Annotated in this window: 20 protein-coding genes and 2 pseudogenes; 13 read left to right on the forward strand and 9 right to left on the reverse strand. The window is 57.9% G+C overall.

What is annotated here, in order from left to right; all coding sequences use genetic code 11:
* Window positions 1-530 precede the first annotated feature (530 nt).
* The 10 genes and pseudogenes from AB4874_RS02910 to AB4874_RS02955 all read left to right on the forward strand — a co-directional run.
* On the forward strand, window positions 531-788 hold the full coding sequence (locus AB4874_RS02910; protein WP_368390867.1) for a transposase: 258 nt from the start codon (window positions 531-533) through the stop codon (window positions 786-788).
* 323 nt (window positions 789-1,111) lie between these two features.
* Window positions 1,112-1,561, forward strand: coding sequence for a hypothetical protein (locus AB4874_RS02915; protein ID WP_368390868.1), 450 nt, complete (start codon window positions 1,112-1,114; stop codon window positions 1,559-1,561).
* A 282-nt stretch (window positions 1,562-1,843) separates the two neighbouring features.
* A pseudogene (locus tag AB4874_RS02920) lies at window positions 1,844-2,016 on the forward strand (transposase); the annotation flags it as partial.
* 86 nt (window positions 2,017-2,102) lie between these two features.
* Window positions 2,103-2,291, forward strand: a complete 189-nt coding sequence (mads1, locus tag AB4874_RS02925; RefSeq protein WP_368390869.1) for a methylation-associated defense system helix-turn-helix domain-containing protein MAD1 — start codon at window positions 2,103-2,105, stop codon at window positions 2,289-2,291.
* Window positions 2,288-3,832, forward strand: coding sequence for a type I restriction-modification system subunit M (locus tag AB4874_RS02930; RefSeq protein ID WP_368390870.1), 1,545 nt, complete (start codon window positions 2,288-2,290; stop codon window positions 3,830-3,832). Before mads1 ends, AB4874_RS02930 begins: the two co-directional genes overlap by 4 nt.
* Window positions 3,829-5,079, forward strand: coding sequence for a restriction endonuclease subunit S (locus AB4874_RS02935; protein ID WP_368390871.1), 1,251 nt, complete (start codon window positions 3,829-3,831; stop codon window positions 5,077-5,079). Before AB4874_RS02930 ends, AB4874_RS02935 begins: the two co-directional genes overlap by 4 nt.
* Window positions 5,076-6,257 (forward strand): AAA family ATPase, encoded by a 1,182-nt coding sequence (locus AB4874_RS02940; RefSeq protein ID WP_368390872.1) that lies wholly within the window; start codon window positions 5,076-5,078, stop codon window positions 6,255-6,257. Before AB4874_RS02935 ends, AB4874_RS02940 begins: the two co-directional genes overlap by 4 nt.
* Entirely contained in the window at window positions 6,250-9,351 is a 3,102-nt protein-coding gene (locus tag AB4874_RS02945) for a type I restriction endonuclease subunit R (RefSeq protein ID WP_368390873.1), read from the forward strand. The genes AB4874_RS02940 and AB4874_RS02945 overlap by 8 nt, the downstream gene beginning before the upstream one ends.
* A 231-nt stretch (window positions 9,352-9,582) precedes the next feature.
* On the forward strand, window positions 9,583-11,460 hold the full coding sequence (locus AB4874_RS02950) for an ATP-dependent nuclease (RefSeq protein ID WP_368390874.1): 1,878 nt from the start codon (window positions 9,583-9,585) through the stop codon (window positions 11,458-11,460).
* Window positions 11,439-11,716: pseudogene (locus AB4874_RS02955) on the forward strand (transposase); the annotation flags it as partial. The gene AB4874_RS02950 and the pseudogene AB4874_RS02955, both read left to right, overlap by 22 nt.
* A 199-nt stretch (window positions 11,717-11,915) precedes the next feature.
* Here AB4874_RS02955 and AB4874_RS02960 read toward each other — a convergent pair.
* Window positions 11,916-14,426, reverse strand: coding sequence for an adenosylcobalamin-dependent ribonucleoside-diphosphate reductase (locus AB4874_RS02960; protein WP_368390875.1), 2,511 nt, complete (start codon window positions 14,424-14,426; stop codon window positions 11,916-11,918).
* A gap of 124 nt (window positions 14,427-14,550) precedes the next feature.
* Here AB4874_RS02960 and AB4874_RS02965 point away from each other — a divergent pair, with 124 nt between their 5' ends.
* A complete protein-coding gene (locus tag AB4874_RS02965) occupies window positions 14,551-14,973 on the forward strand; it encodes a DUF1489 family protein (protein WP_295532894.1) in 423 nt (140 codons plus the stop codon).
* On the opposite strand, the gene AB4874_RS02970 is transcribed toward AB4874_RS02965, so the two are convergent.
* The 7 genes from AB4874_RS02970 to AB4874_RS03000 all read right to left on the reverse strand — a co-directional run bounded on the left by AB4874_RS02970 (window position 14,970) and on the right by AB4874_RS03000 (window position 21,540).
* The gene (locus AB4874_RS02970; protein ID WP_368390876.1) at window positions 14,970-15,290 is read right to left on the reverse strand and encodes a hypothetical protein; all 321 of its coding nucleotides are present in this window, start codon (window positions 15,288-15,290) and stop codon (window positions 14,970-14,972) included. The genes AB4874_RS02965 and AB4874_RS02970 overlap by 4 nt on opposite strands.
* A gap of 78 nt (window positions 15,291-15,368) precedes the next feature.
* A complete protein-coding gene (gene pgi, locus AB4874_RS02975; RefSeq protein WP_368390877.1) occupies window positions 15,369-16,976 on the reverse strand; it encodes a glucose-6-phosphate isomerase in 1,608 nt (535 codons plus the stop codon).
* 2 nt (window positions 16,977-16,978) lie between these two features.
* Window positions 16,979-17,650, reverse strand: a complete 672-nt coding sequence (gene pgl, locus AB4874_RS02980) for a 6-phosphogluconolactonase (protein WP_368390878.1) — start codon at window positions 17,648-17,650, stop codon at window positions 16,979-16,981.
* A complete protein-coding gene (zwf, locus tag AB4874_RS02985; protein WP_295532898.1) occupies window positions 17,647-19,101 on the reverse strand; it encodes a glucose-6-phosphate dehydrogenase in 1,455 nt (484 codons plus the stop codon). The genes pgl and zwf overlap by 4 nt, the downstream gene beginning before the upstream one ends.
* Window positions 19,102-19,207: 106 nt before the next feature.
* The gene (locus AB4874_RS02990; protein WP_368390879.1) at window positions 19,208-19,708 is read right to left on the reverse strand and encodes a DUF2478 domain-containing protein; all 501 of its coding nucleotides are present in this window, start codon (window positions 19,706-19,708) and stop codon (window positions 19,208-19,210) included.
* A gap of 96 nt (window positions 19,709-19,804) precedes the next feature.
* Entirely contained in the window at window positions 19,805-20,347 is a 543-nt protein-coding gene (locus AB4874_RS02995; RefSeq protein ID WP_368390880.1) for an RSP_2648 family PIN domain-containing protein, read from the reverse strand.
* On the reverse strand, window positions 20,344-21,540 hold the full coding sequence (locus tag AB4874_RS03000) for an RSP_2647 family RNA methyltransferase (protein WP_368390881.1): 1,197 nt from the start codon (window positions 21,538-21,540) through the stop codon (window positions 20,344-20,346). Before AB4874_RS03000 ends, AB4874_RS02995 begins: the two co-directional genes overlap by 4 nt.
* A 196-nt stretch (window positions 21,541-21,736) precedes the next feature.
* On the opposite strand from AB4874_RS03000, the gene edd reads away from it, so the two are divergent.
* Window positions 21,737-23,542, forward strand: a complete 1,806-nt coding sequence (gene edd, locus AB4874_RS03005; RefSeq protein ID WP_368390882.1) for a phosphogluconate dehydratase — start codon at window positions 21,737-21,739, stop codon at window positions 23,540-23,542.
* 135 nt (window positions 23,543-23,677) lie between these two features.
* Window positions 23,678-24,319 (forward strand): bifunctional 4-hydroxy-2-oxoglutarate aldolase/2-dehydro-3-deoxy-phosphogluconate aldolase, encoded by a 642-nt coding sequence (gene eda, locus AB4874_RS03010; protein ID WP_368390883.1) that lies wholly within the window; start codon window positions 23,678-23,680, stop codon window positions 24,317-24,319.
* A gap of 8 nt (window positions 24,320-24,327) precedes the next feature.
* Here eda and AB4874_RS03015 read toward each other — a convergent pair whose 3' ends face one another.
* Window positions 24,328-24,594: a hypothetical protein gene (locus AB4874_RS03015; protein ID WP_295532973.1), complete on the reverse strand. Its 267-nt coding sequence runs from the start codon at window positions 24,592-24,594 to the stop codon at window positions 24,328-24,330.
* Between the last annotated feature and the right edge of the window lie 13 nt (window positions 24,595-24,607).

A 24,607-nucleotide genomic window follows, 5' to 3' on the forward strand; every position in this document is an offset into this window, starting at 1 on the left:
GCCATGCGGTCATTTGAGAGGCTAGCCATGACGATACCGCTCCTGATCGGATTGCGCAAAACAGCGTGCGATGGTGCGGCAGGGGGCGAGCGTTTGGGGGGATGCGATGATAGACATGGAGGTCTCCTATGGTTGGAAAAACCGAGGGGACCGCGGGCAAAGGCCCGGCATGATTGCGTCAAAGCTGCTGGATTTAGACAGTCGTGACCGGCCCCCAAGGTGGGGTTCAGATGGCGCGTATTACGCGCTGAATATGCCGGTTACTGAGTGTCATAGTGGACGCTGGATAATTCGGGCGCGGGTTGAAGTCAATTCAGGATTTGCCCGGTCAGCCGTCAAGCTATTGTTCCGCTGCGATAAAAAGCGAATTTTTATGCGGGTGTAATGGCTGGTTGCATAGGAGGTGCCCACCTGAGCAGTAGCGGAATTTCAGATCACAGAATCTTGGCCGAGATGGCCCAAGGGGCACCGGAAGATTATGATCTTAGCCATAGAGGCTCGCTTATGACCCAACGGATTGCCTCGGCCACATGTTCGTCATATGTTCTCATCATGCCAGTCTCGCACCCACCCGCCAATCCCTTTCGCGCGCAACGTCTCGCGCAGGCCGCCTTGGACCAGCCTCCGCGGCAATGTTGATCGCCGAACTGCCGGAACTCGGTCGGATGACAGCAGGCGAAGCCGCAGCCATGACAGGCCTGGCACCGGTCCCTCACGATAGCGGGGCGATGAGAGGTCGAAGAGCTATTGCGGGCGGGCGCCGGTCTCCACGGCATGTGCTGTTCTAGGCTGCTCTAGCCGCCGCCTATCATAACCCGGTCCTGAAACCGGTCGCAAAACGCCTCAAAGAACGTGGAAAGCCACACAAACTCGTCATCATTGCAATCGCACGCAGACTGGTCACCATCGCCAACGCAATCATCAAAACCGGCACCCCATGGCAACATCAGTTCGCTGATTAGACGTAGTTGCTAGGCTCCCGAGGGCAAATCCATGGATCGCAGAAATGCGCGCAGCGAACCTATGGAAATTGCGGCTAATATGATTTCGGCGGGTTGTCTAATTCGAGATCTTGGCGCTTATTCGTCGAGCAGCCAACTTTGGAGGAAAAATGCTCAAACGAATTTCAAAAGTATTCTTGATTGCAGCAACCGTCGCATTGTCCGGTTGCGCGTCGCAGAGCATGTTGCCCTCAAGCAGTTCAGACGCGGATTTCTCAGCGCCTGAGGGGAAGGTAGGCTGGTCTTCCTATCGAGAAACCGCGCTATTCCGTAATGCGAGCGAAGAACAAGTGTATGACGCTGCGAAGTTGGCTCTTGGAGAAACTGGCTTTGCCCTTAGATCGGCCGACAGGTCGGCTCGACGCGTAACCGGTGAACATGGCATCACCCTCCACGATTGGAATGTGATCGCTGGCATTTACTACACACCGACACCGGCTGGTATCCGTGTCCTCGTGCAGGTCGAAGGTTCAAAAGACACAGGCTTCAGCGGTGATGTGACCGGAGACGGTTGGACCGGGAAAATCATGAGTAGGATGCGTCAGCATATCGGACGCTGAACACCCGCGCTCGGGAATAGTCGCTTCGAATAGGGAGGGCCAAAGAGCCCTCCCACCTTTTGACGAAAGTCGCGTCCTCACTCTTCCTTAAAGGACATCACGCGGTTCACGTCGACCGTTTAAAGTCGAGGTCGGCCGGGGATAGCGCGCGAGGGTTTATTCCGGCTGACCTGCCACTGAACTTTCATCCAGCCGCGACTTGAGCCCGGTTGGTGTTGACCTGCCCCCCGCGAAATCCCCCATTCTAATGTAGAGTCTGCCCAATCTTGAAGGAGCAGACGAATGCGAAAGAGCCGTTTTACCGAGGCGCAGATTATCCGTTGCCCGACAGGGCATTGCGTAGCAATGGCCCGAGAGGGGGGATGATTAAGGAGCAGGAGGCGGGCATGCCGACGGCGGAGGTGTGCCGCAGGCATGGCCTCAGCCCGGCGACGTTCTACAAGTTCAAGTCCAGGTAGGCACCACGCGCAATTGCCGACTTGCCGCGCCCCCCTGAGTTCCTCTAGTTTCAACCCGGATCCATCTGAAAGGACATTCCCGAATGCCCAACGATGACATCATGACCGTGAAAGAACTCGCCGACTATCTCAAGATCGCGGAAAAAACCGCCTATCGGTTCGCTTCCGAAGGAAAGGTTCCCGGGTTCAAGGTCGGAAGCGCGTGGCGATTTCGCAAGAGCGAGATCAATCGCTGGATCACCCAGCAGGAACAGGAGGGGGGACAAAAATGACCAGCCAGCAACAACGTGACGAACTGCACCGCCAGATCTGGAGCATCGCGAATGACGTGCGCGGGGCCGTCGACGGCTGGGACTTCAAGCAATTCGTCCTAGGGGCTCTGTTCTATCGCTTTATTAGCGAGAACTTCACCACCTACATCGAAGGCGGCGACAGCAAAGTAAACTATGCCGCAATGTCCGACGCCGACATCTCGCGCGAAGTGATCGACGATGCCGTCAAAACCAAGGGCTATTTCATCTACCCTTCGCAGCTTTTCAAGAACCTGGCCAAATCCGCCAACACCAACGAAAGCCTGAACACCGACCTTGCCGCCGTCTTCAAGGCCATCGAAGGCTCGGCCAACGGCTACCCGTCCGAGCAAGACATCAAAGGCCTGTTCTCGGATTTCGACACAACCAGCAACCGCCTTGGCAACACCGTTGCCCAAAAGAATGACCGCCTTGCCAAGGTGCTCAAGGGCGTCGAAAGCCTTAAACTTAATTACACCGAGGCCGAGGGCGATCTTTTCGGCGATGCCTATGAATTCCTGATTTCGAACTATGCCGCCAATGCGGGCAAGTCGGGTGGCGAATTCTTCACCCCGCAGCATGTGTCCAAACTGATAGCCCAGCTTGCCATGCACGGGCAATCCCGCGTCAACAAGATCTATGACCCCGCCTGCGGATCGGGGTCGCTGCTCTTGCAAGCGCGCAAGCATTTCAAAGATCACATCATCGAAGACGGCTTCTTCGGGCAGGAAATCAACTACACTACCTATAACCTCGCCCGCATGAATATGTTCTTGCACGACATCAACTACGACAAATTCAACATCCAGCACGGCAACACGCTGGAAGCCCCGCATTTCCAGGACGACAAGCCCTTTGATGCCATCGTTTCGAACCCGCCCTATTCGGTGAAATGGAAGGGCTCGGATGATCCGACCCTGATCAACGACGAACGCTTCGCCCCCGCTGGCGTGCTGGCCCCGAAATCCAAGGCCGACTTCGCCTTCGTGCTGCATGCGCTGCATTACCTGTCGTCGCGTGGCCGCGCGGCGATTGTCTGCTTTCCGGGCATTTTTTACCGTGGCGGGGCCGAACAGAAAATCCGCCAATATCTGGTGGAGAACAACTATGTCGAAACCGTCATTGCGCTGGCCCCCAACCTGTTTTTCGGCACCACCATTGCGGTGACCATCCTTGTGCTGGCCAAGAACAAGCAAAACACCGATGTGCAGTTCATCGATGCAAGCGGAGAGGCGTTCTTCCGCAAAAGCACCAACACCAACCTGATGGAAGACCGGCATATTGACGAGGTGATCCGCCTTTTCGCCGCCAAAGAAGATGTCCCCCATGTCGCCGCCTGCGTCGATCAGCGTCGGATTGCCGAGAACGGCTATAACCTGTCGGTCAGCGCCTATGTGGAGCCGAAAGACACCCGCGAGGTCACGGATATCGTGGCGCTGAATGCGGATCTGAAGGTCACCGTCGCGCGGATCAATGAGTTGCGCGCCGAGATTGACGCGATTGTCGCGGAGATCGAGGCGTGAGCGGTTTGGGGTATCTGGAGCGGCTTTTGGATGGGGCGGCGGTGGATTGGGTGCCGTTAGGGGAGTTTGCCGAATATTCAACGACACGTGTAAGTTTCGCGGAATTGAATAAGTCAAATTACGTTGGAGTCGACAATCTGCTGCAAAGCAGAGGAGGTCGTATTGACTCGAATTATGTTCCGACTAGTGGAAACCTGACAGAGTATAGAAAAGGCGATGTCTTGATTGGAAATATTCGTCCCTACCTTCGCAAGATTTGGCTGGCGGATAGAAATGGCGGAACGAATGGGGATGTGCTTGTTCTGCGTCCCACTGACAGAATAGTTGATCCCAGTTACCTTTATCAGGTGCTGTCGGATGAAAGTTTCTTTGAGTATAATATTCAGCATTCCAAGGGAGCAAAGATGCCTCGCGGAAGCAAATCACATATACTGCAATACCTCATCCCCATCCCTTGCCCCGAAGAACCCAAAAAATCTTTGGCGATACAGGGCGAGATTGTGCGGGTTCTGGACGCTTTCACCGCGCTTACCGCAGAGCTTACCGCAGAGCTTACCGCAGAGCTTACCGCCCGCAAAACCCAATACAACCACTACCGCAACCAACTCCTCAGCTTCGACGGCGCGGATGTGGAATGGAAGACGTTGGGGGAAGTGACCCTGAAATCCTACTCAGGCGCTACACCAAAAGCAGGAAGCGCCAAATACTATGAAGGGGGCACCATCCCTTGGCTGCGGACACAAGAGGTTGTCTTTTCAGACATTTACGAAGTATCTGAAAAGATCACACCACTTGCACTTAAAGAAACGGCAGCGAAATGGGTGCCCGCAAACTGCGTGATTGTAGCTATCTCGGGGGCAACTGCTGGTCGGTCAGGAATCAACAAAATACGGACCACAACCAATCAGCACTGTTGCTGCTTGGAAATCGACCCAAAGCAAGCGCTCTATCGCTACGTCTTCCATTGGGTAAGCATGAACTACGAAAAAATCAAAGGGATGGGGCAAGGCGCGCGGGGTGATTTGAACTCTGCAATTATTAAAGACTTTGGAATCCCCATCCCTTTCCCCAACGACCCTGAGAATTCCCTCGCCGAACAAGCCCGCATCGTCGCGATCCTCGACAAATTCGGAACGCTGACCACCTCGCTTGCCGAAGGCCTGCCGCGCGAAATCGCGCTGCGGAAAAAGCAATATGAATATTACCGCAACCTGCTTTTGAGCTTTCCCAAAGGGGATAAGGCATGAGCAAAACCCTTGAACAGATCGCCCAGCAACTCCACGCGGCAAACAAAAAGGTGCAGCTGATCTATGCCTTCAACGGCACAGGCAAAACCCGCCTGTCCCGCGCGATGAAGAACGAGATCGCGCCCAAGTTAGAGGGCGAAGAGGCAGAACGCTCGCGCAACAAAATCCTATACTACAACGCCTTCACGGAAGACCTGTTCTATTGGGACAATGACCCTAACGGTGATGCCGAACCAAGGCTGATAATCCAGCCCAACAGCTTCACCGATTGGATTTTGGAAGACGAAGGCAAAGAGCCGAACATCAGCCGCATCTTTCAGCACTACACCAACGCTGCCCTGACGCCGAGATTCAACCAAGCCTATACCCGCGAAAACCCAGATGGCAGCAAGACCGAGGTGAAGGCATTTTCGGAAGTCACCTTCTCGATCCAGGCTGGCGGCGACGAGGAGACGGGGAATTTCAAGATATCCAAGGGCGAAGAGAGCACCTTTATCTGGAGCATCTTCTATTCGCTGCTGGAAACGGTCGTAGCAGAGCTCAACATTCCCGAGCCCGCAGATCGCGCAACCGATCAGTTCAACGCGCTGGACTATGTGTTCATTGACGATCCCGTCAGTTCACTGGACGAAAACCATCTGATTGAACTTGCCGTCAATCTGGCGGAGCTGATCAACACGGCCCCTTCGCAGCTCAAGTTCGTCATCACCACGCACAGCCCGCTCTTTTACAACGTGCTGCACAACGAATTGGACTTGAAGAAGAGACCTGCGAACCAAGGTTGTTATCTACTGGAGCGTCATGCGGATGGGGGCTTTACGCTCAACACCAAGTTGGGCGATGCCAACAAGAGTTTTTCCTACCATTTGCATTTGCGGCGCATACTGGAAGAGGCTATCGCGCAAGACAAGATTGAACGATACCATTTCACTTTGCTGCGCAATCTGTATGAGAAAACGGCGGCATTTCTGGGGCATAACCAATGGGGGGATCTTTTGAACACGGCTTCGGGCAGCAAAGAAGCCTATGTTCGGACGATCAACACGTTCAGCCATTCCTCTCTTTCAACCGATCAAGTGCGCGACCCGACGCCGCAAGAAAAGCAGACGGTCAAATTTCTGCTCGAGAATTTGGTCAATAATTATGGCTTTTGGAAAGAGGACGCACAGAATGGTTGAGCAAACGAAAACCATCGCGGAATCGAAAAACTACATTGTCCTCGACAAATACGAGCGCATCGAAGGCGCCCCCAACGGCTACCAAAGCGAAGACGATCTGGAGCGCGAACTGGTTGAGGACTTGGTCGATCAGGGCTATGAATTTCGCCCTGACATCAACTCCCCTCAGGCGTTGCTCGCCAACGTCCGCGCTCAATTGCAGGAACTGAATGGCGTCACCTTTTCAAACGAAGAATGGGTGCGTTTCGTTGATACCTATCTGGACCGGCCCAGCGAAGGTAACATCGACAAGACCCGCAAGATCCACGACGATTACGTCCATGACTTTGTCTTTGATGATGGCCACATCCAAAACATCTACCTGGTCGACAAGCGCAACAAGGCCCGCAACAAGCTGCAGGTGATCAAGCAGTTCGAGCAGACCGGCACCCACGCCAACCGCTATGATGTGACGATTTTGGTCAACGGCCTGCCGATGGTGCAGATCGAACTAAAACGGCGCGGTGTGGCCATCCGCGAGGCATTCAACCAGATCCACCGCTACAGCAAGGAAAGCCTCAACAGCGACAATTCGCTCTACAAATTCCTGCAGATGTTCATCATCTCGAACGGCACCGATACCCGTTATTTCGCTAACACAACAAAGCGCGACAAGAACAGCTTCGACTTCACAATGAACTGGGCAAAATCGGACAACGGGTTGATCCGAGACCTGAAGGACTTCACCGCGACCTTAATGCAAAAGCGCACGCTTTTGGACGTCTTGCTGCAATATTCGGTCTTCGATGTTAGCGACACCCTGCTGATCATGCGCCCCTACCAGATCGCCGCGACCGAACGCATCCTGTGGAAGATCCGCAGTTCTTATCTGGCCAAGACTTGGTGCAAGCCTGAGAGCGGCGGCTTCATCTGGCACACCACGGGTTCGGGTAAGACCCTGACCAGCTTCAAGGCCGCCCGGCTGGCGACAGAGCTTGATTTCATCGACAAGGTGTTCTTCGTCGTTGACCGCAAAGATCTCGATTACCAGACGATGAAGGAATACCAGCGGTTTTCTCCCGACAGCGTCAACGGCTCTGACAGCACCGCCGGCCTGAAGCGCAACCTGGACAAGGACGACAACAAGATCATCGTCACCACGATCCAGAAGCTGAACAACCTGATGAAGGCCGAAGCTGACCTGCCCGTCTACGGCAACCAGGTGGTGTTCATTTTCGACGAATGCCACCGCAGCCAGTTCGGCGAGGCGCAGAAGAACCTGAAAAAGAAATTCAAAAGGTTCTACCAGTTCGGTTTTACCGGCACGCCGATCTTCCCGGAGAATGCCTTAGGCGCGGAAACCACCGCCAGCGTGTTCGGGCGTGAGTTGCATTCCTACGTGATCACCGATGCCATCCGCGACGAAAAGGTCCTGAAATTCAAGGTCGACTACAACGATGTGCGGCCGCAATTCAAAGCCATTGAAAGCGAACAGGACGAGAAAAAGCTAAGCGCTGCCGAAAACAAACAAGCCTTGTTGCATCCGGAACGGATCAGGGAGGTTTCACAGTATATTCTTAACAATTTCCGCCAGAAGACACACCGACTAAAGGCTGGCAACAGTGGCTTCAACGCCATGTTCGCGGTCAGTAGCGTAGATGCCGCGAAGCTATACTACGAGGCACTGAACACCCTAAAGGTCAGCGGCGACAAACCCCTTAAAATCGCGACGATCTTCTCCTTCGCCGCGAACGAAGAACAAGACGCTGTCGGAGACATTCAGGACGAAAGTTTCGACGTCTCGGCCATGAACAGCAGCGCCAAAGAATTTCTCAATGCGGCGATCAAGGACTACAACGCCTATTTCAAGACGAGCTTCAGCGTCGACGGGCAAGGATTCCAAAACTATTACCGCGACTTGGCGAAGCGCGTTAAGTCCAGAGAAGTCGATCTGCTGATCGTAGTCGGAATGTTCCTCACCGGCTTCGACGCGCCGACCATGAACACTTTGTTCGTCGACAAGAATCTGCGCTTCCACGGGTTGATGCAGGCTTTTTCCAGAACGAACCGGATTTTCGATGCGACCAAGACCTTTGGCAATATCGTCGCCTTCCGCGATCTCGAACAAGCGACCGTCGACGCGATCACGCTGTTTGGGGATAAGAACACCAAAAATGTCGTGCTCGAAAAAAGCTACGACGAATATATGAAAGGTTTCCAGGATCAGGAAAATGGGGATGTGCGTCGCGGCTTCGTCGACATCGTGAACGAACTCGAAAGCCGCTTTCCAAACCCGGATGAGATTGACAGAGAGTCAGATAAGAAAGCATTCGCGAAGCTGTTTGGTGAGTATCTGAGAGCCGAAAACATCTTGCGGAATTATGATGAATTTGCGGCGCTTCAAGCCTTTCAAAGCGTGAATGTCAACGATGCAGAGGCCGTCGAGAGATTCAAGGCTCAGCACTATCTGAACGACGACGACCTGCACGAAATGGAGAAAATTCATCTTCCGCCTGAGCGCAAGATTCAGGATTACAGGTCGACCTACAACGACATTCGGGACTGGCTGCGGCAAGAGAAGAATGCGACCGACGACGAAAAATCCAGCATCGACTGGAACGACGTGGTGTTCGAGGTTGATCTCCTCAAGTCGCAGGAGATCAACCTCGATTACATCCTCGAACTGATCTTTGAGAAAAACAAGAAGTCGAAAGACAAGGCCGGACTGGTTGAGGAAGCACGCCGCGCCATTCGTTCCAGCCTCGGCAACCGGGCGAAAGAGAGTCTGATCGTTGACTTCATCAACCAGACCGACCTTGATCAACTCAACGACAAGGCAAGCCTGATCGACGCGTTTTTCGCCTTCGCCCGGGAAGAGCAACGCCGCGAATTGGGCGAGATCATCACATCCGAAGATCTGAATCCCGAGGCGGCAAAGCGCTACATCGCGGTCTCGGTCAAACGAGAATTCGCTTCTGAAAATGGGGCGGACCTGAATGCCATATTGCCCAAAATGAGCCCGCTGAACCCACAGTTCCGAAGTAAGAAGGCGACGGTGTTTGAGAAGATCTCCGCCTTTGTTGATAAGTTCAAAGGTGTCGGTGGCGAAGTATGAGTGCGGCGGTTAGCACAATGATAAGCATCGCTAACTTCTGAAACGTGCCAAAGACTCAGTAATTCACGGAGTGCCATGCAAAGTTGAAGCTACGAGCACAAGTTGGTTTCACCAGTGGAATTCTGGCTCATGTATTGTCGGCGTTGGATAGAAGAACAAATTTGGCTTGCGCATTGCCTGTATGTCGGCCAACCTGCCTGAGGTCATTTAACTTTATATTTCAGAGAATTAATGAGCCTTCATATCACCAAGATCTACATTCGGAATTTTCGCTCGGCGCTGAACCTGTCCCTGTCACCAGGTAAACTGGCCGTTCTGGTGGGCAAGAACGATTCGGGGAAGTCGAACGTCCTCCGAGCCCTTAACCTGTTCTTCAATGGCCGGACCATGCCCTCCAATGTTTTCGACTTCGAGATCGATCACAATGTGTTCCACAACCCTAATCAACGAGCCAAAGAAATTTCCATCAAGCTCGAAATCGAGATGCCCGAGACGTATAAGGCCACGAACGGCGACTTCGTGGTTTGGGAGCGTCGCTGGCGCTCCGAAGGGATGGTTCATGATGAATACTCTGGCCGGCGGCGGGTGGCTGGTCCACGCGGGGGCGCCAAGCTCGAAACAGTTGAAATCCCTAAAAAGTCTAACGCTCATGCACTGTTGAGGCACATCAATTTCGTCTATGTGCCCGCAATCAAGGATCTGGAATACTTCTCAGAACTCCGTGCCAGCATTTACGACATCATTGCCGAGGTGGCCGACCGAGAATTTCGGAGCTCAAGCCAAGACTTCGAACAATCGATATCCCACCAACTCGAAGACCTGACGAACCAGATTACGGCGTCCCTCGGTTTCCGATCCCGCCTGGCACTGCCCAAGGACCTTAGCCATATTTTCGGAAGCCTCGATTTCCTGAGCGAAGGCCATGACATTTCGCTTGACGCACGGGGCGACGGAATCAAGGCTAGACATATTCCCCTGATCCTCAAATTCATGGCAGACAAGAAGCGTGGCCTTCAGGTGCGGGGGGCGCAGCCGCACACGTTCATCTGGGGATACGAAGAGCCGGAGAACAATCTGGAACTGTCCAGTTGCGTAGAACTCGCCGACCAGTTTTGGGGCTTCATTGACCATGGGGTTTCCCAGATATTCCTGACCACGCATTCCCCAGTCTTCTACAACCTGCACCGCAAGCAGGAAGAAGGCGAGAGCCGAATATCCTGTCACCACATCTTCCGGGAGGCGGACGAGGAGGGAACAAAACAGGTTACCGAACTTGGCGATCTTGATGAGCGGATGGGGACCACGGCCCTGTTTGCACCTTTGGTGACGGAGTTGGAGGAAAGGGTGCGACGCCAGGAACAAGCCCATGCCGAGGTAGAACAGTTAGGCCAGGCCAACCGCCGTAAAATCTTTGTTGAGGGCGTTTCCGACAGATTCATCATCGGCAAGGCCCTGAGCGTGTTTGCCGCTGAAAGGAATGCGGAGATCGATATTGAAACCAAAGACGGAGCTGGCATCAACTACGTCATCGACATGCTCCAATCTTGGCGGAGCCGTGCAAAGCACCATCCAGAACTACCCAGGGCTGCAGGTCTGCTGGACCTCGACCCAGAAGCAAAGACCGCCCTCAAGAACTGGAATGATGTCCCCGGCCATACTAAGTCGGCGAAGTGCTTCAAGCTGCCCACGCCACCGCATCTGTTTCCAGCGCTTCAGGCTGGGTTCCGGGTGCCAGTTGTTCTTGAATGCCTATATGATAAGGAGGCTTGGTTCTGGGCCGAAAGTCATGGGCATCTTAAAGACAGAAGTGTTCTCAGTGTGATCTCGAAGGAACTAAACAACCAGATCGTAAACGCCGAGACCACATTAGATGGCCACTTACACGATGACTGGGCGATCTTCGTAAAGAAGGAGTTCAAACAGGCGGGCAAGGGACCGATGGCCAGACACTACGCGAACAAAACCGATGAAGATTTCCGTGCTCGGATGCCCTACATGGAGCACCTGATAGATGAGATTGTTGCCTACTTGTTTCCAGAGGAAGAGGAAGTCCAAGAACCGAATGGTGAGCCACCCGTGATAGCGTCCGCGGGGTTCAGGACGTTCTGATCGCGGTCGTAGACGGGCTCAAGGGCTTCCCAAAGGCGATCACCGCCGCCTCCCCAGACGCAACCGTCCAGACCTGCATCGTGCATCTAGTGCGCCATTCTCTGAACTTCTGCGCCTAGAAGGATCGCAAGACCGTGGCCGCCGATCTGCGCCTGATTTACGGCGCCCTGACGGCCGATCAGGCTGCCGCTGAGCTGGATGCCTTTGAGGAAAATGGGCCGGGAAATACGCCTCGATTGCCCCGGCATGGCGGCGGGCAACCAAAACCACGCTAGGTGCGAAAGCAAAGACGACAGAACCAAAAGTTCTGCCGTCTTCACAACTCGAGCAAAAAATCTCAGCAGTTTAAGGGGCGCTCAGAGTCGAAGAAGTATCTTGACACGCCCTGCGCAGGCTTATGCTTTCTTTTGCGCACTCATCTGCTTTTTCTGACTTTCATCTCCCCAAATCACCCTTCACCCGCATTTGCTATGCCCGCAATCGGCGCAAGTCATGCAGCCTTCGACCATGCGCATCGCGTAGCTGCCGCAGGAGGGGCAGGCTTTGCCGCGCGGGGCTTCGCCGACGATCATCTTCTCAGCCTCGGGGTCGGTTTTCAGGCCCATCCCCTCGCCCGCGATAAATCCGGTGGCGATCAGGTGGCGTTCAATCACGCCGCCGATGGCCGCCAGAATCGAGGGCACGTATTTGCCCGACATCCAGGCTCCGCCGCGAGGATCGAAGACGGCCTTGAGCTCTTCGACGACGAAGGACACATCTCCACCGCGCCGGAACACCGCCGAGATCATCCGCGTCAGCGCGACGGTCCAGGCGAAATGCTCCATGTTCTTGGAGTTGATAAACACCTCGAACGGGCGGCGATGACCGCCTTGGACGATGTCGTTGATCGTGATGTAGATCGCATGTTCTGAGCCGGGCCACTTGATCTTATAGGTCGCACCTTCGAGTTCCGACGGGCGATCAAGCGGCTCCGAAAGATAGACGACATCCCCGTGAGGCGTCATCGGCTCGCCCATCGATTTCGCTAGCACTTCCGGCCCACTGCTTGCCGACGCCAGACCTAGATCTTTCGAAAGCCAAATCTCAGTAACATCGAAGCAAGCAGCTATCTTGCGCAGCAACTCCGTCCCCGCGAATCCATTGTTCTCGAGTCGATCCACTTCCCCAATTTCAATGCCGACTGCTTTCGCAAGTTGACCGCGGCTCCACCCTTTAAGCTCACGAGCTTCCTTGAGGTGGTCACCCCAAACCTGAACACTGGCTTGCTCCTTCTCCGACACGCTCAACACAGAGCCCGTCACATCGTTGGGGCGATAGGTCGTGCAGCCTTTGCAGCCGCTATCCCACGCCTCCATATAGACCGATTTGAAATCCTCAAAGGCGATGTCTTCGGGGCAGTTGATGGTCTTGGAAATCGAGCTGTCGATCCATTTCTGCGCCGCCGCTTGCATGCGCACGTGATCAAGCGGGGCCAAGGTCTGGGCGTTGACGAAATAGTCGGGCAAAGGCGCGTCGCCTTTCAGGTCACGCCACATCTGCACCGCGTAATCCACGACCTCTTCCTCGGTGCGTGAACCGTCGGGTTGCAGCACTTTGCGGGTGTAGGCATAGGCAAAGACCGGCTCGATCCCCGAGCTGACATTGCCCGCGTAAAGCGAGATCGTCCCGGTCGGCGCGATCGAGGTCAGCAGCGCATTACGGATGCCGTGCTTGGCAATCGCTGCGCGCACATCCTCGTCCATTTGCATCATATTGCCCGAAGCGAGGTATTTCTTCGCGTCAAACAGCGGGAAGGCGCCCTTTTCTTTGGCCAGATCGACAGAGGCGAGATAAGACGCCCGCGCGATCTGCTTCATCCAAGCCTCGGTCTGCGCGGCTGCCTCGGGCGAGCCATAGCGCAACCCCAGCATCAAAAGCGCATCGGCCAAACCCGTCACACCAAGGCCAATCCGACGCTTGTTGCGCGCCTCTTCTTCTTGTTGGGGCAGCGGGAAGCGCGAGGCATCCACGACATTATCCATCATCCGGATCGCCAAGCGCACGATCTCATCAAGCTTGGCGGGGTCGAGTTTCGCCGCGGGCTCGAACGGGTCGCTCACCAGCCGCGCAAGGTTGACCGAGCCCAAAAGACACGCGCCATAGGGCGGCAAAGGTTGCTCGCCGCAGGGGTTGGTGGCCGCGATCTGTTCGCAATAGTTGAGGTTATTCATCGTGTTGATGCGGTCGATGAAGATCACACCGGGCTCGGCAAAATCATAGGTCGCGCGCATGATCTTGTTCCACAGATCGCGCGCATTCAGCGTGTGATAGACGCGGTCATTGAACGTCAATTCCCATGGGCCATCGGCCTTGACCGCCTCCATGAAAGCGTCGGTGATCAGCACGGACAGGTTGAACATCCGCAGCCGCGCCGAGTCCTGTTTGGCGGTGATGAACTGCTCAATATCGGGGTGATCGCAGCGCATCGTGGCCATCATCGCGCCGCGCCGCGAGCCGGCCGACATGATCGTGCGACACATCGCATCCCACACATCCATGAACGACAGCGGCCCCGAGGCATCTGCCGCCACACCCTTCACCTCGGCGCCCTTGGGCCGGATCGTCGAGAAATCATAGCCGATTCCGCCGCCCTGCTGCATCGTCAGCGCCGCCTCTTTGAGCATGTCGAAAATCCCGCCCATATGATCGGGAATCGTGCCCATGACAAAGCAGTTAAACAAGGTGACCGAGCGCCCCGTCCCTGCCCCGGCGGTGATCCGACCTGCAGGCAGATATTTGAAATCTTCCAGCGCGTTATAGAATTTCTCTTCCCATTCGGCCGGGTCTTTCTCAACCACGGCAAGGGCGCGCGCGATACGCCGCCAGCTATCCTCGACCGTGCCGTCAATCGGCGTGCCGTCTTGCTCTTTGAAACGGTATTTCATGTCCCAAATCTGGCGTGCAATCGGGGCGGCAAAACGGGTCATGGGGCGTCCTTCTGGATGTTCGCGGATCAGGTGGAAGGCTGACAAGATACGCGCCACGCAATTGCGGGTCAACGCATTGCAAGCCACGTCCCACGCTTTATATTGGGTGTAACCTGGGGGTGACATGGCCGATATGGTGCATCTGATCAAGCTATGCGTGGGCGCGGAAAAGGTCGAGGACCTGCTGGAATGGCAGGCAAGCCGTTATGGCAACGGCCCGGCCATGCATGTCACGCGGATGTGGCCCAAGCGCGGCGACGAGATCTTGAATGGCGGCTCGCTGTATTGGGTATTCAAGGGCGCGGTGCTGGCGCGTCAACGCGTATTGGAGCTGAGCGAAGTGATGGGCGCGGATGGGATCGTGCGCTGCGCCATCGTGCTGGATCGCGAGGTGGTGCGCACCGAGGCGATGATGCGTCGCCCGTTCCAAGGCTGGCGCTATCTCGCCATCGACGACGCCCCGCGCGACCTGCCCAAGGGGCGCACCCGCGAAGAGGCCTTGCCGCGCGAATTGTCGGTCGCGCTGTCGGAAATCGGGCTGCGCTAGGCGGCCAGCCAGCGCTCCGCCTCTTGCGTTGCGCTAAAGACACGAAAACCCGCGCCCTCGCCCTGCATCGTCGCCTCGGGCATCATGTCATCGGGCACAACCAAGGCGCAGCGCGTGGCCTGACCGTCGCGACAGGCGCGTTGCACGCCGCCCACCAACTCGGCCATATAGCCATCAAACCGCGACGCCACCCGCACCAAAAGCCGATCCGTCGGGGCAACCATGCGGATCGCCTCGTTCACATCGCGCGACAACACGGTGCCAGAGACGTCCAAACCGGTAATACCGGCGGGACACGCAGTCATTCTCTCGATCATCACACAACTCCTTGGAACAGCGCGCTCCTAGGGGCAACGCCGTGGGGGGCTGCGCGTTCCGTCACGATTGCGAGACACTCAGCCGCGCAGCGTCTGAATGCGCGCAACAAGCTGGCGGGTGGAGCCGTCTTTATCCGCCCCGTCGCTTTGCCCCTCAAGCACCGGAGACAGCGCCAGCGCCAGTTCCTTGCCCAGCTCGACCCCCCATTGATCAAAGCTGTTGATCCCCAGAATTACGCCCTCAACGAACACCCGATGCTCATAAAGCGCGACAATCCCGCCCAGCACCTCGGGGGTGAGTTTGGGATAAAGCAGCGTCGTTGAGGGACGCGACCCGGGGAAGACGCGGTGGCGTGCCTGACGCTCCAGCTCTGCCCCCTCAAGCCCCTTTTTACGCATGATTTCCGTCGCTTCTGCAAGCGATCGCCCGCGCATCAACGCCTCGGATTGCGCCAGACAATTGGCCATCAAAAGCATATGCTGATGTGCCAGATCAGGTTCATGGCCCTCAGCGCCCAGCATGAATTCACATGGGATCACCCGCGTGCCCTGATGGATCAGCTGGTAAAACGCATGCTGGCCATTGGTGCCGGGCTCGCCCCAGACGACGGGGCCAGAATGGAATTCGAGATCCTTGCCATCCATGCTGACGCGTTTGCCGTTACTCTCCATCTCAAGCTGCTGAAGATAGGCGGGCAAGCGCGAGAGCCGCTGCTCATAGGGCAGCACCGCGCGGGTCGCGTAGCCGCAAAACTGGTTATGCCAGATCCCGACCAGAGCCAGCAGAACCGGTAGGTTTTCGGCGTAATCGGTTGTACGGAAATGGGCGTCCATCTCGGCCGCACCGTGCAGGAAATCGGCGAAATCCTCGGGCCCGATCGCAAGCATCAGCGATAGCCCGATCGGCCCCCACATCGAATAGCGCCCGCCCACCCAATCGGCAAAGCCAAAGACGCGCTCAGCGGCGATCCCGAAGGCGGCAGTCTTGTCCGCGGCGGTTGAGACGGCAGCGAATTGGGCGGCGGGTTGCGCAACCTTTTCGGCCATCCAACGCTTGGCGGTCTCAGCATTGGTCATCGTCTCGATCGTGGTGAAGGTCTTGGAGGCCACGATCACCAGCGTCGTTTCAGGGTTCAGCCCCTTGAGTGTGTCATGAATATGCGCGCCATCGACGTTCGAGACGAAATGGCAGCGCGGCCCGTCGTGATAAGGCGCCAGCGCCAGTGTCGCCATCGCCGGACCCAGATCAGAGCCGCCGATGCCGATATTGACCACATCCGTGATCGCCCCGCCCTGCCCCACAAACCGCCCTTCCCGCACGTCGCGGCTGAACGCCACCATCCGGTCATAGGTCGCGCGGACCTCGGGCATCACGTCTTGACCGTCCAAGACCACCGACGCGTCGAGGTTGCGCAGCGCGGTGTGCAACACCGCGCGCCCCTCGGTTTCGTTGATCTTGGCTCCAGTGAACATCGCCTCGGCGCGTGCCTGCACATTGCAATCAGCAGCGAGTTTCACAAGTAGACCCAGCGTTTCAGCATCAATGTTCGTCTTGGAGAAATCGAGCATAAACGGCCCGAAGTCCCGGGTGAAACTGGCCGCTCGATTGTCATTATCGAACATTTCCGCGATTTTGCGGGATTTCACGGCCTCGGATTTTGCGATCAGATCTTGCCAGATAGTCATGCTTATTCAGCCCAATGAACGGTGGCGTTTTTCAACACGGCGCGCACCGGCGCCTGTGTTTCTGGAAGGGATTGCGCGGCCTCAATTGCGGCGCGCTTTTCCGCTCCTGTAATCAGAATATGGATGTGCATCGCGTCACGCAAAACGGGCGCAGAGAGGGTGATGCGCGGCTCGCCCGCAGCCTCGGCGCGCATCGCCAATACGATTGGCGCATCGTCAGACAGCGCCTCTTCCAGCCGATCAGCGCCGGGAAACAGGCTGGCGGTGTGCATATCAGCGCCCATGCCCAGCAGCAGCACCGAGATCGGCAGATGCGGCGCGATGCCTGCGGCCAACTCATCCATCTTGTCTTCGGGGCGCGGAGCATCAGCATATAGCGGCACCAGTGTGGCCGCTGCGGCCCGCCCCGTCAAAAGCCGTTCGCGGATCAACCGGGTATTCGAGCGCGGTGAGTCCTCATCCACCCAACGCTCGTCATTGAGCAGCACCGCGACCTTGTCCCACTCGAGATCAATATCGCTGAGCGTGTCGAAAATCGGCCCCGGCGTTGTGCCCCCGGGAACCGAAAGCGTGGCGTGCCCGTCATTGCGGATCGCTTCGCGCAACTGGGTAGCGATGCGGTCAGCAAGGCCGATCATCATCATGTCGCGATCTGGGTAAGACTTGAAATTCATTCGCGAATCTCCCGCCAGCGACGGCCATCGCGATGCATCAACATCAGCGCATCATCGGGCCCCGAGGTGCCGCTGTCATATGGTTGCGGGCGGTCACCGCGCGCCTCCCAACCCTCGATGATCGGGTCGGTCCAGGCCCAAGCGGCCTCGACCTCATCGCCGCGCATGAACAAGGTCTGATTTCCCCGGATCACATCCATGATCAGCCGCTCATAAGCGTCGGTGATGTCCGCCTCTTCGCCCAGCGCCTCGGCAAAAGACATATCGAGCGGCACCTGCACAAGACGCATGCCCCCCGGCCCCGGCTCTTTGATCATCATCTTGAGGTTCATGCCCTCATTGGGTTGCAACCGGATCACCAGCACGTTTTCGCGCCAATCGCCCTCGGCCTCGTCAAAGATTGAATGCGGCGGCTCTTTGAAGGTGATCGCGATTTCCGAGGTGCGCGCGCGCAACCTTTTGCCCGTACGCAGATAAAACGGCGTGCCCGTCCAGCGCCAGTTCGCGATATGACATTTCAGCGCGATATAACTTTCGGTTTTCGACTCCGGGTCTTCGCTATCGGCCAGATAGCCCGGCTCATCCCCCTTGGCGAGGTATTGCCCGCGCACCATGTCATTGGGCGCAACCGATTGCAGCGCACGGATTACCTTGAGCTTTTCATCGCGCACCGCGTCAGGGTCAAAGTGATAGGGCGGCTCCATCGCGATCAGACACAACAGCTGCATCATGTGGTTTTGCACCATGTCGCGCATCGCGCCCGACTTGTCATAATACGACCCTCGGCCGCCCACTCCGACCGTTTCGGCCACTGTTATTTGCACATGATCAACATATTGCGCATTCCACAGGGGTTCGAAAAGGATGTTGGCAAAGCGCACCGCCATCAGGTTTTGAACCGTCTCTTTGCCCAGATAATGGTCGATGCGATAGATTTGCGTCTCATCGAAATGGTCCGCCAGCGCCTTATTCAGCGCCTTCGCCGAGGTCAGGTCACGGCCAAAGGGTTTCTCGACTACGATGCGGGCATCCGGGCCAGCGATGCCGCGCTTGTGCAAGCGTTCGGCCAGATCGCCAAACAGCGAGGGCGCCACGGAAAAGTAAAATGCGTTAATCACATCGGGGCGCACCTTGGCCTTAAGATCGTCCCAGCCGCCCTCGCCCTTGGCGTCGATCACGACGTAATCGAGCATCGCGAGGAACTCTGCGACCGACTCGGGCACGATTTTCGCGGGATTGACGTGCTCTTCGATCGCGCCGCGCACCTGAGCGCGAAACGCTTCGGCATCCATATCAGAGCGGGCCGCGCCGATGATCTGCGAGCCTTGCGGAATTTGGCCGGCCAGCACGCGCCGGTAAAGCCCCGGCAGAATCTTGCGATTGGCCAAATCACCTGTGGCCCCGAAAATCACCAGATCAAATTCATCGACAGGAATGACGCGCGAAACCATGGGGTGCTCCATTCTTAGGGTCTGTTAGCGCTAACGACCCACTTCTAGTCGCCTTCGACCCCGAAGTCTAGCATTGCCCGAAATCAAGGCAAAGGCTTAGCGGGTCTTAGCGCTCGCAAGCGGTTAAAAAAGCGACAAGGGCCTCGATATTTGGTGCAACTTCCTGTGCGAACCCTTCGGAGAAGCGCGCAAAATCGGCGCGGGTCTCGGGCGGGACAGACAAGATCACCGGCACATTCGCCGCAATCGCCTGCGCAATCAAATCGCGGCAACCGCGCCCTGCAGCCTCTTGCTTGCCGAATTTGTTAAACAGCGCGACCGTGCCCGCAGGCGCATCGCTCAGGCTGCGCGCCACCTGCGCGACCACCAGTTCAAGCGCCCCGGCATCAAGCGCACAGGCATTCGCACCACGCCCCAGATCTTGGGAAATTTCATGAATGCTGCCCTCGGGAAGCAGGCGCAGATGCATTTCGCACTCAGAGCGCTGCGCACGCTCGGCACGCACCATACCAATCACGCCTCGCCCCTCGGCCAAAAGCCGGTCGGCAAGGGCTGCGATCAGCCGATCGGCCTCGCCCCGAACTGAGCAGGTGATAAATCCAAGCATAGGCTGTATTTGGCGAGGCTTCGTGGAACCGTCAAGCCTTGGCGTGTTTGGCGCGCGCGGGAGCCTCCGGCGGGAGTATTTTGCGCTAGATGAAAATCAATCCGCCAGGGCCTTGCCAAACCGTGGCAGGCGCGCGCGTTTCATCAGGGCGCGGATCGGTTGCGGGGTGCCCGAAAGGCGTTCAGCCTGCGCGCGCACGGTTTCGGTCAAAGCGCGCATCTGCTCGGGATGCTCGGACAAAAGCTGCCACAAAAAACCGTCAGGATCGCGCCGCTCAAGCCCCTCGCCCGCCAAGGTGCCACGCGGGAAATCGGCCCTGTTCGAAGTCACGATCGCATCTGCATGACCCGCGATTGCCACCGCCAGAACGTGAATGTCGTTTTCATCCGGCAGGTGCAGGCGCGATTCCAACCCCGGTTGGGCGACGATCTCTGCCTTGGGGAACTCTGCGCGCAGCAACGCAATTTCACCGCGCGCGAAGGCTTCATCAACCGGGTTGCGCCGGGCGGCGGCGCGGGCCCATTCCTCAAGGATGCGCGCCGACCACAACGGGCGATAGAGCCCCGCGCGCGCCGCGCCGATCAGAATTTCGCGCAGCACGGTTGGGTAAAGGACGCAGGCGTCGAGGACCGCCCTCATCCGTCGAGCCGGTAGAACAGGGCCTTCAGATAGCCCGATTCGGCAAGTTGCGGCTGCATCGGGTGATCGGCCCCGGCAAATCCGGTATGGATCAGCTGGCCCGAGCGCTCTGCCTTGCCGATACCCCGCGTGCAGGATGAGCGAAACTGCGCCAGATCGGCCGCGTGCGAGCACGAACACAGCACCAAATAGCCCCCCGGCGCAACCAAAGGTGCTGCCAGTCGCGCAACGCGTTCATAGGCGCGCAGCCCTGAATGCAGGGCCGATTTGGCAGGGGCGAAGGCGGGCGGATCGCAGATCACCAGATCAAATTGCGCGCCCTCGGCGCCCAGTGCTTCGAGTTGATCGAACGCGTCACCCTTACGGATGGTGAATCGATCAGAGGCGCCCATCAAATCCGCGCCCTTTTGTGCCAGAGCCAGCGCGGGGGCCGAACTGTCAACGGCCAGCGCCAGCGACGCCCCACCTGCCAAAGCCGCCAGCGCGAAGCCACCGACATGGGTGAACACATCCAGCACGCGCGCATCTTTCGCAAGCCGTGCCGCAAAGGCGTGGTTGGGACGCTGATCGTAGAACAGCCCCGTTTTTTGCCCGCCCAGCAGATCGGCCAGATAGGTCGCGCCATTCATCGGCACTTCAATCGGTGCCTCCAGCGATCCGCGCAACAGCAGGGTTTCTTCGCTCAATCCCTCAAGGGTGCGTGCGCGCCCCGAGGCATTCTTAAGCACATTCGTGACACCCGTGACATCACACAGCGCGGCGGCGAGATCGTCGATCATCACCTCGGACCATGCGGCATTGGGCTGAATAACAGCCGCATCGCCAAATCGGTCGATGATCACGCCGGGCAGCCCATCGGCCTCGGCATGCACTAGCCGGTAAAACGGCTGATCAAACAGGCGCGCACGCATCGCCAAGGCTCGCTCCAGCCGCGCCGCGATCCACGCACGATCGATCTGCGCCTCGGGGTCGCGATCCAGCATCCGCGCAATGATCTTGGAGTTCGGATTGACCGTCACCGTCCCTAACGGCACACGTTCCGCATCTTCGAGCGTGGCAATCGTGCCGGGCACAATCGCCTTGGTGCGCCGGTCCACGACCAGCTCATCGGCAAAGACCCAAGGGAAACCATGGCGGATCGCACGGACCTCGGCCTTGGGGCGCAAACGGATGACGGGGCGGGGATCGGTCATGGGAACTCCTTCACTACACGCGCCTCTCTACCCCCTTGCGCTTTGGCGCGAAAGGCTGATCCTTGTGAAAGCGCCAGCACGCCTCAAAGGAAACTTTCTGTGTGTGGGTTGCGCTGTTAGCGCTAACGGCATAAAATGCCCCCAAACCGGCGGCCCGGCCGCCTAACGCAATTGCCAGCTTGGAAAGGGCCCGCCCATGTCGCTCAATTCCACCATCGCCCGAGTCACCGACCGGATTCGTGCCCGCTCTGAGGGGCCGCGCACTGATTATCTCGCGCGCATCAAGGCCGCCGGTGATGCCGGGCCCTCGCGCGCCCATCTGTCTTGCGGCAATCAGGCCCATGCCTATGCCGCGATGGGACAGGATAAAGACGCGCTGGCAGCGGCGCGCGCGCCCAATGTCGGCATCGTCACGGCCTATAATGACATGCTGTCCGCCCACCAGCCTTATGAAAACTACCCGCAGCTGATCAAAGCCGCGCTGCGCGAGATCGGCGCTACGGCGCAGGTCGCGGGCGGCGTTCCGGCGATGTGCGATGGTGTCACCCAAGGCCAGCCGGGCATGGAGTTGTCGCTGTTTTCGCGCGACGTGATCGCGATGGCCGCGGCAGTGTCGCTTAGCCACAACACCTTTGACGCCGCGATTTACATGGGCGTGTGCGACAAGATCGTGCCGGGGCTGGTGATGGCGGCGGCGACCTTTGGTCATATCCCGGCGGTGTTTTTGCCCGCAGGCCCGATGACCACCGGCCTGCCCAATGACGAAAAGGCCAAGGTCCGTCAGCAATTCGCCACCGGCGAGGTCGGTCGCGACAAATTGATGGCGGCCGAGATGGCCTCCTATCATGGTCCCGGCACCTGCACCTTCTACGGCACGGCCAATACCAACCAGATGCTGATGGAATTCATGGGCCTGCACCTGCCCGGCAGCTCGTTTGTGAACCCCAACACCCCCCTGCGCGAGGCGCTGACCGTAGCGGGTGCCAAACGCGCCGCCGAAATCACAGCGCTTGGCAATGACTACCGTCCTGCTGGCGAGATTCTCGATGAGAAAGCCTTTGTGAACGGGCTGGTTGGGCTGATGGCGACGGGTGGCTCCACCAACCACATCCTGCACCTGCCCGCGATGGCGCGTGCGGCCGGGATCATCCTTGATCTGGCCGATTTTGACGAGGTCAGCTCGGTCACGCCGCTGATGGCCAAGGTCTATCCCAACGGGCTGGCCGATGTGAACCATTTCCACGCTGCGGGCGGTCTGCAATTCATGATCCGCCACCTGCTCGACGCTGGCCTATTGCACAAGGACGCGAAAACCGTCTCTGGCGAGGGGATGGCGCACTACATCCAAGAGCCCAAAATCACCCCCGAAGGTCTGACCTGGGTCGATGGCCCGGTGGACAGCCAAAACGAGAAAGTGCTGCGCAAAACCGCCGATCCGTTTCAGAAAACCGGCGGTCTCAAGCAGCTCGACGGCAATCTCGGGCGCGGCGTGATCAAGCTGTCCGCTGTCGCCGAAGAGCGTCGCCATATCGAGGCCCCCGTGCGGGTCTTCCACGATCAGGACGATGTGAAAGAAGCCTTCAAACGAGGCGAATTCACGCAAGACACCATCGTCGTTGTGCGTTTTCAGGGCCCCAAGGCCAATGGCATGCCCGAATTGCACTCGCTCACCCCGACCCTGTCGGTGCTGCAAGATCGCGGCCTCAAGGTCGCACTGGTCACCGATGGCCGTATGTCAGGTGCAAGCGGCAAAGTGCCCGCCGCGATCCATGTCAGCCCCGAGGCGGCCGATGGTGGCCCCTTGGCCAAGCTGCAAGACGGCGACGTCGTGCGCCTCGACGCGCTTTCAGGCGAATTGACCTGCCTGACCGAAGGGTTCGCCGAGCGTGCCCCCGTACAACCCGACCTAAGCGCCAACCAGTTTGGACTGGGGCGCGAGCTGTTCGGCGCCTTCCGCACCCATGTCGGCCCATCTACCGAGGGTGCCTCCGTGGTGCTTTGATTTTTTTTGCCTCCGGCGGGAGTATTTCTTGCTAGATGAAACACGCCTCCTTCTTTCATCTAGCCTCAAATACTCCCCCGCCGGAGGCGTTCTGCATCTTCCGCCTACGCGGCGGCCTGAGACTGGAGACCCAAAATGACGCCCCAAGACCAATCCAAAGCCGCCCGCAAGGTGTGTGAACTCGCGCCGATCGTGCCCGTCATCGTGGTGCGCGACGTGGCCGATGCCGTCCCTCTCGCCAAAGCGCTGATCGCAGGCGGCTTGCCCGCGCTCGAGGTGACCTTGCGCACGCCCTGCGCGCTCGATGCGATCCGCGCGATGGCCGATATCGAGGGCGGCATGGTCGGCGCGGGCACCTTGCTGACCCCTGCCGATGTGAAAGCCGCCAAGGCGGCGGGCGCGAAATTCGGCGTCTCGCCGGGCGCTACTGAGCGCTTGGTGAAAGCCTGCGAGGATGAAGGCTTGCCACTATTGCCCGGAGCGGCCACCGCATCCGAGGTGATGAAGCTCTATGAATTGGGCTATGACGTGCTGAAATTCTTCCCTGCCGAGGCCTCTGGCGGCGCGCCTGCGATCAAGGCGATCGGAGCGCCGATCCCGCAGGTGTCGTTCTGCCCGACTGGCGGCGTCAGCCTTAAGAACGCCAACGATTACCTCAGCCTGCCGAACGTTCTTTGTGCAGGCGGATCATGGGTTGCGCCCGACTCCATGGTGCAATCGGGCGATTGGGCGGGCATTGAAACGCTGGCCCGCGAGGCCGCAGCTCTGCCGCGATAAACGCCACGCTAAAGCCTGCGCCCGCGCCAGCCCCCGCGGCGCGCGGGCGTCTCGCCAGCGCGGCTCAGCCCCTCGGCCAGAACCACGCTCATCGGGTGATCTTGGGGGGCGTTATAGGCCAGTAAAACGGTGCGGATCGCCTCTTGGTCATCCGAATTCACCGGCAGGCTCAATGCCCAATCCATGAAAATCGAGCGGCATTCGTCTAGCGAAATCCCTTCAATTTGATAGCTTTCGCGGATCAACCCCTTGGGATCGGCCTGCGTGATATCCATCAGTTTGCGCGCC

Origin of the sequence: Thioclava arctica (genome assembly GCF_040892615.1) — a bacterium.
Classification (GTDB): domain Bacteria; phylum Pseudomonadota; class Alphaproteobacteria; order Rhodobacterales; family Rhodobacteraceae; genus Thioclava; species Thioclava arctica.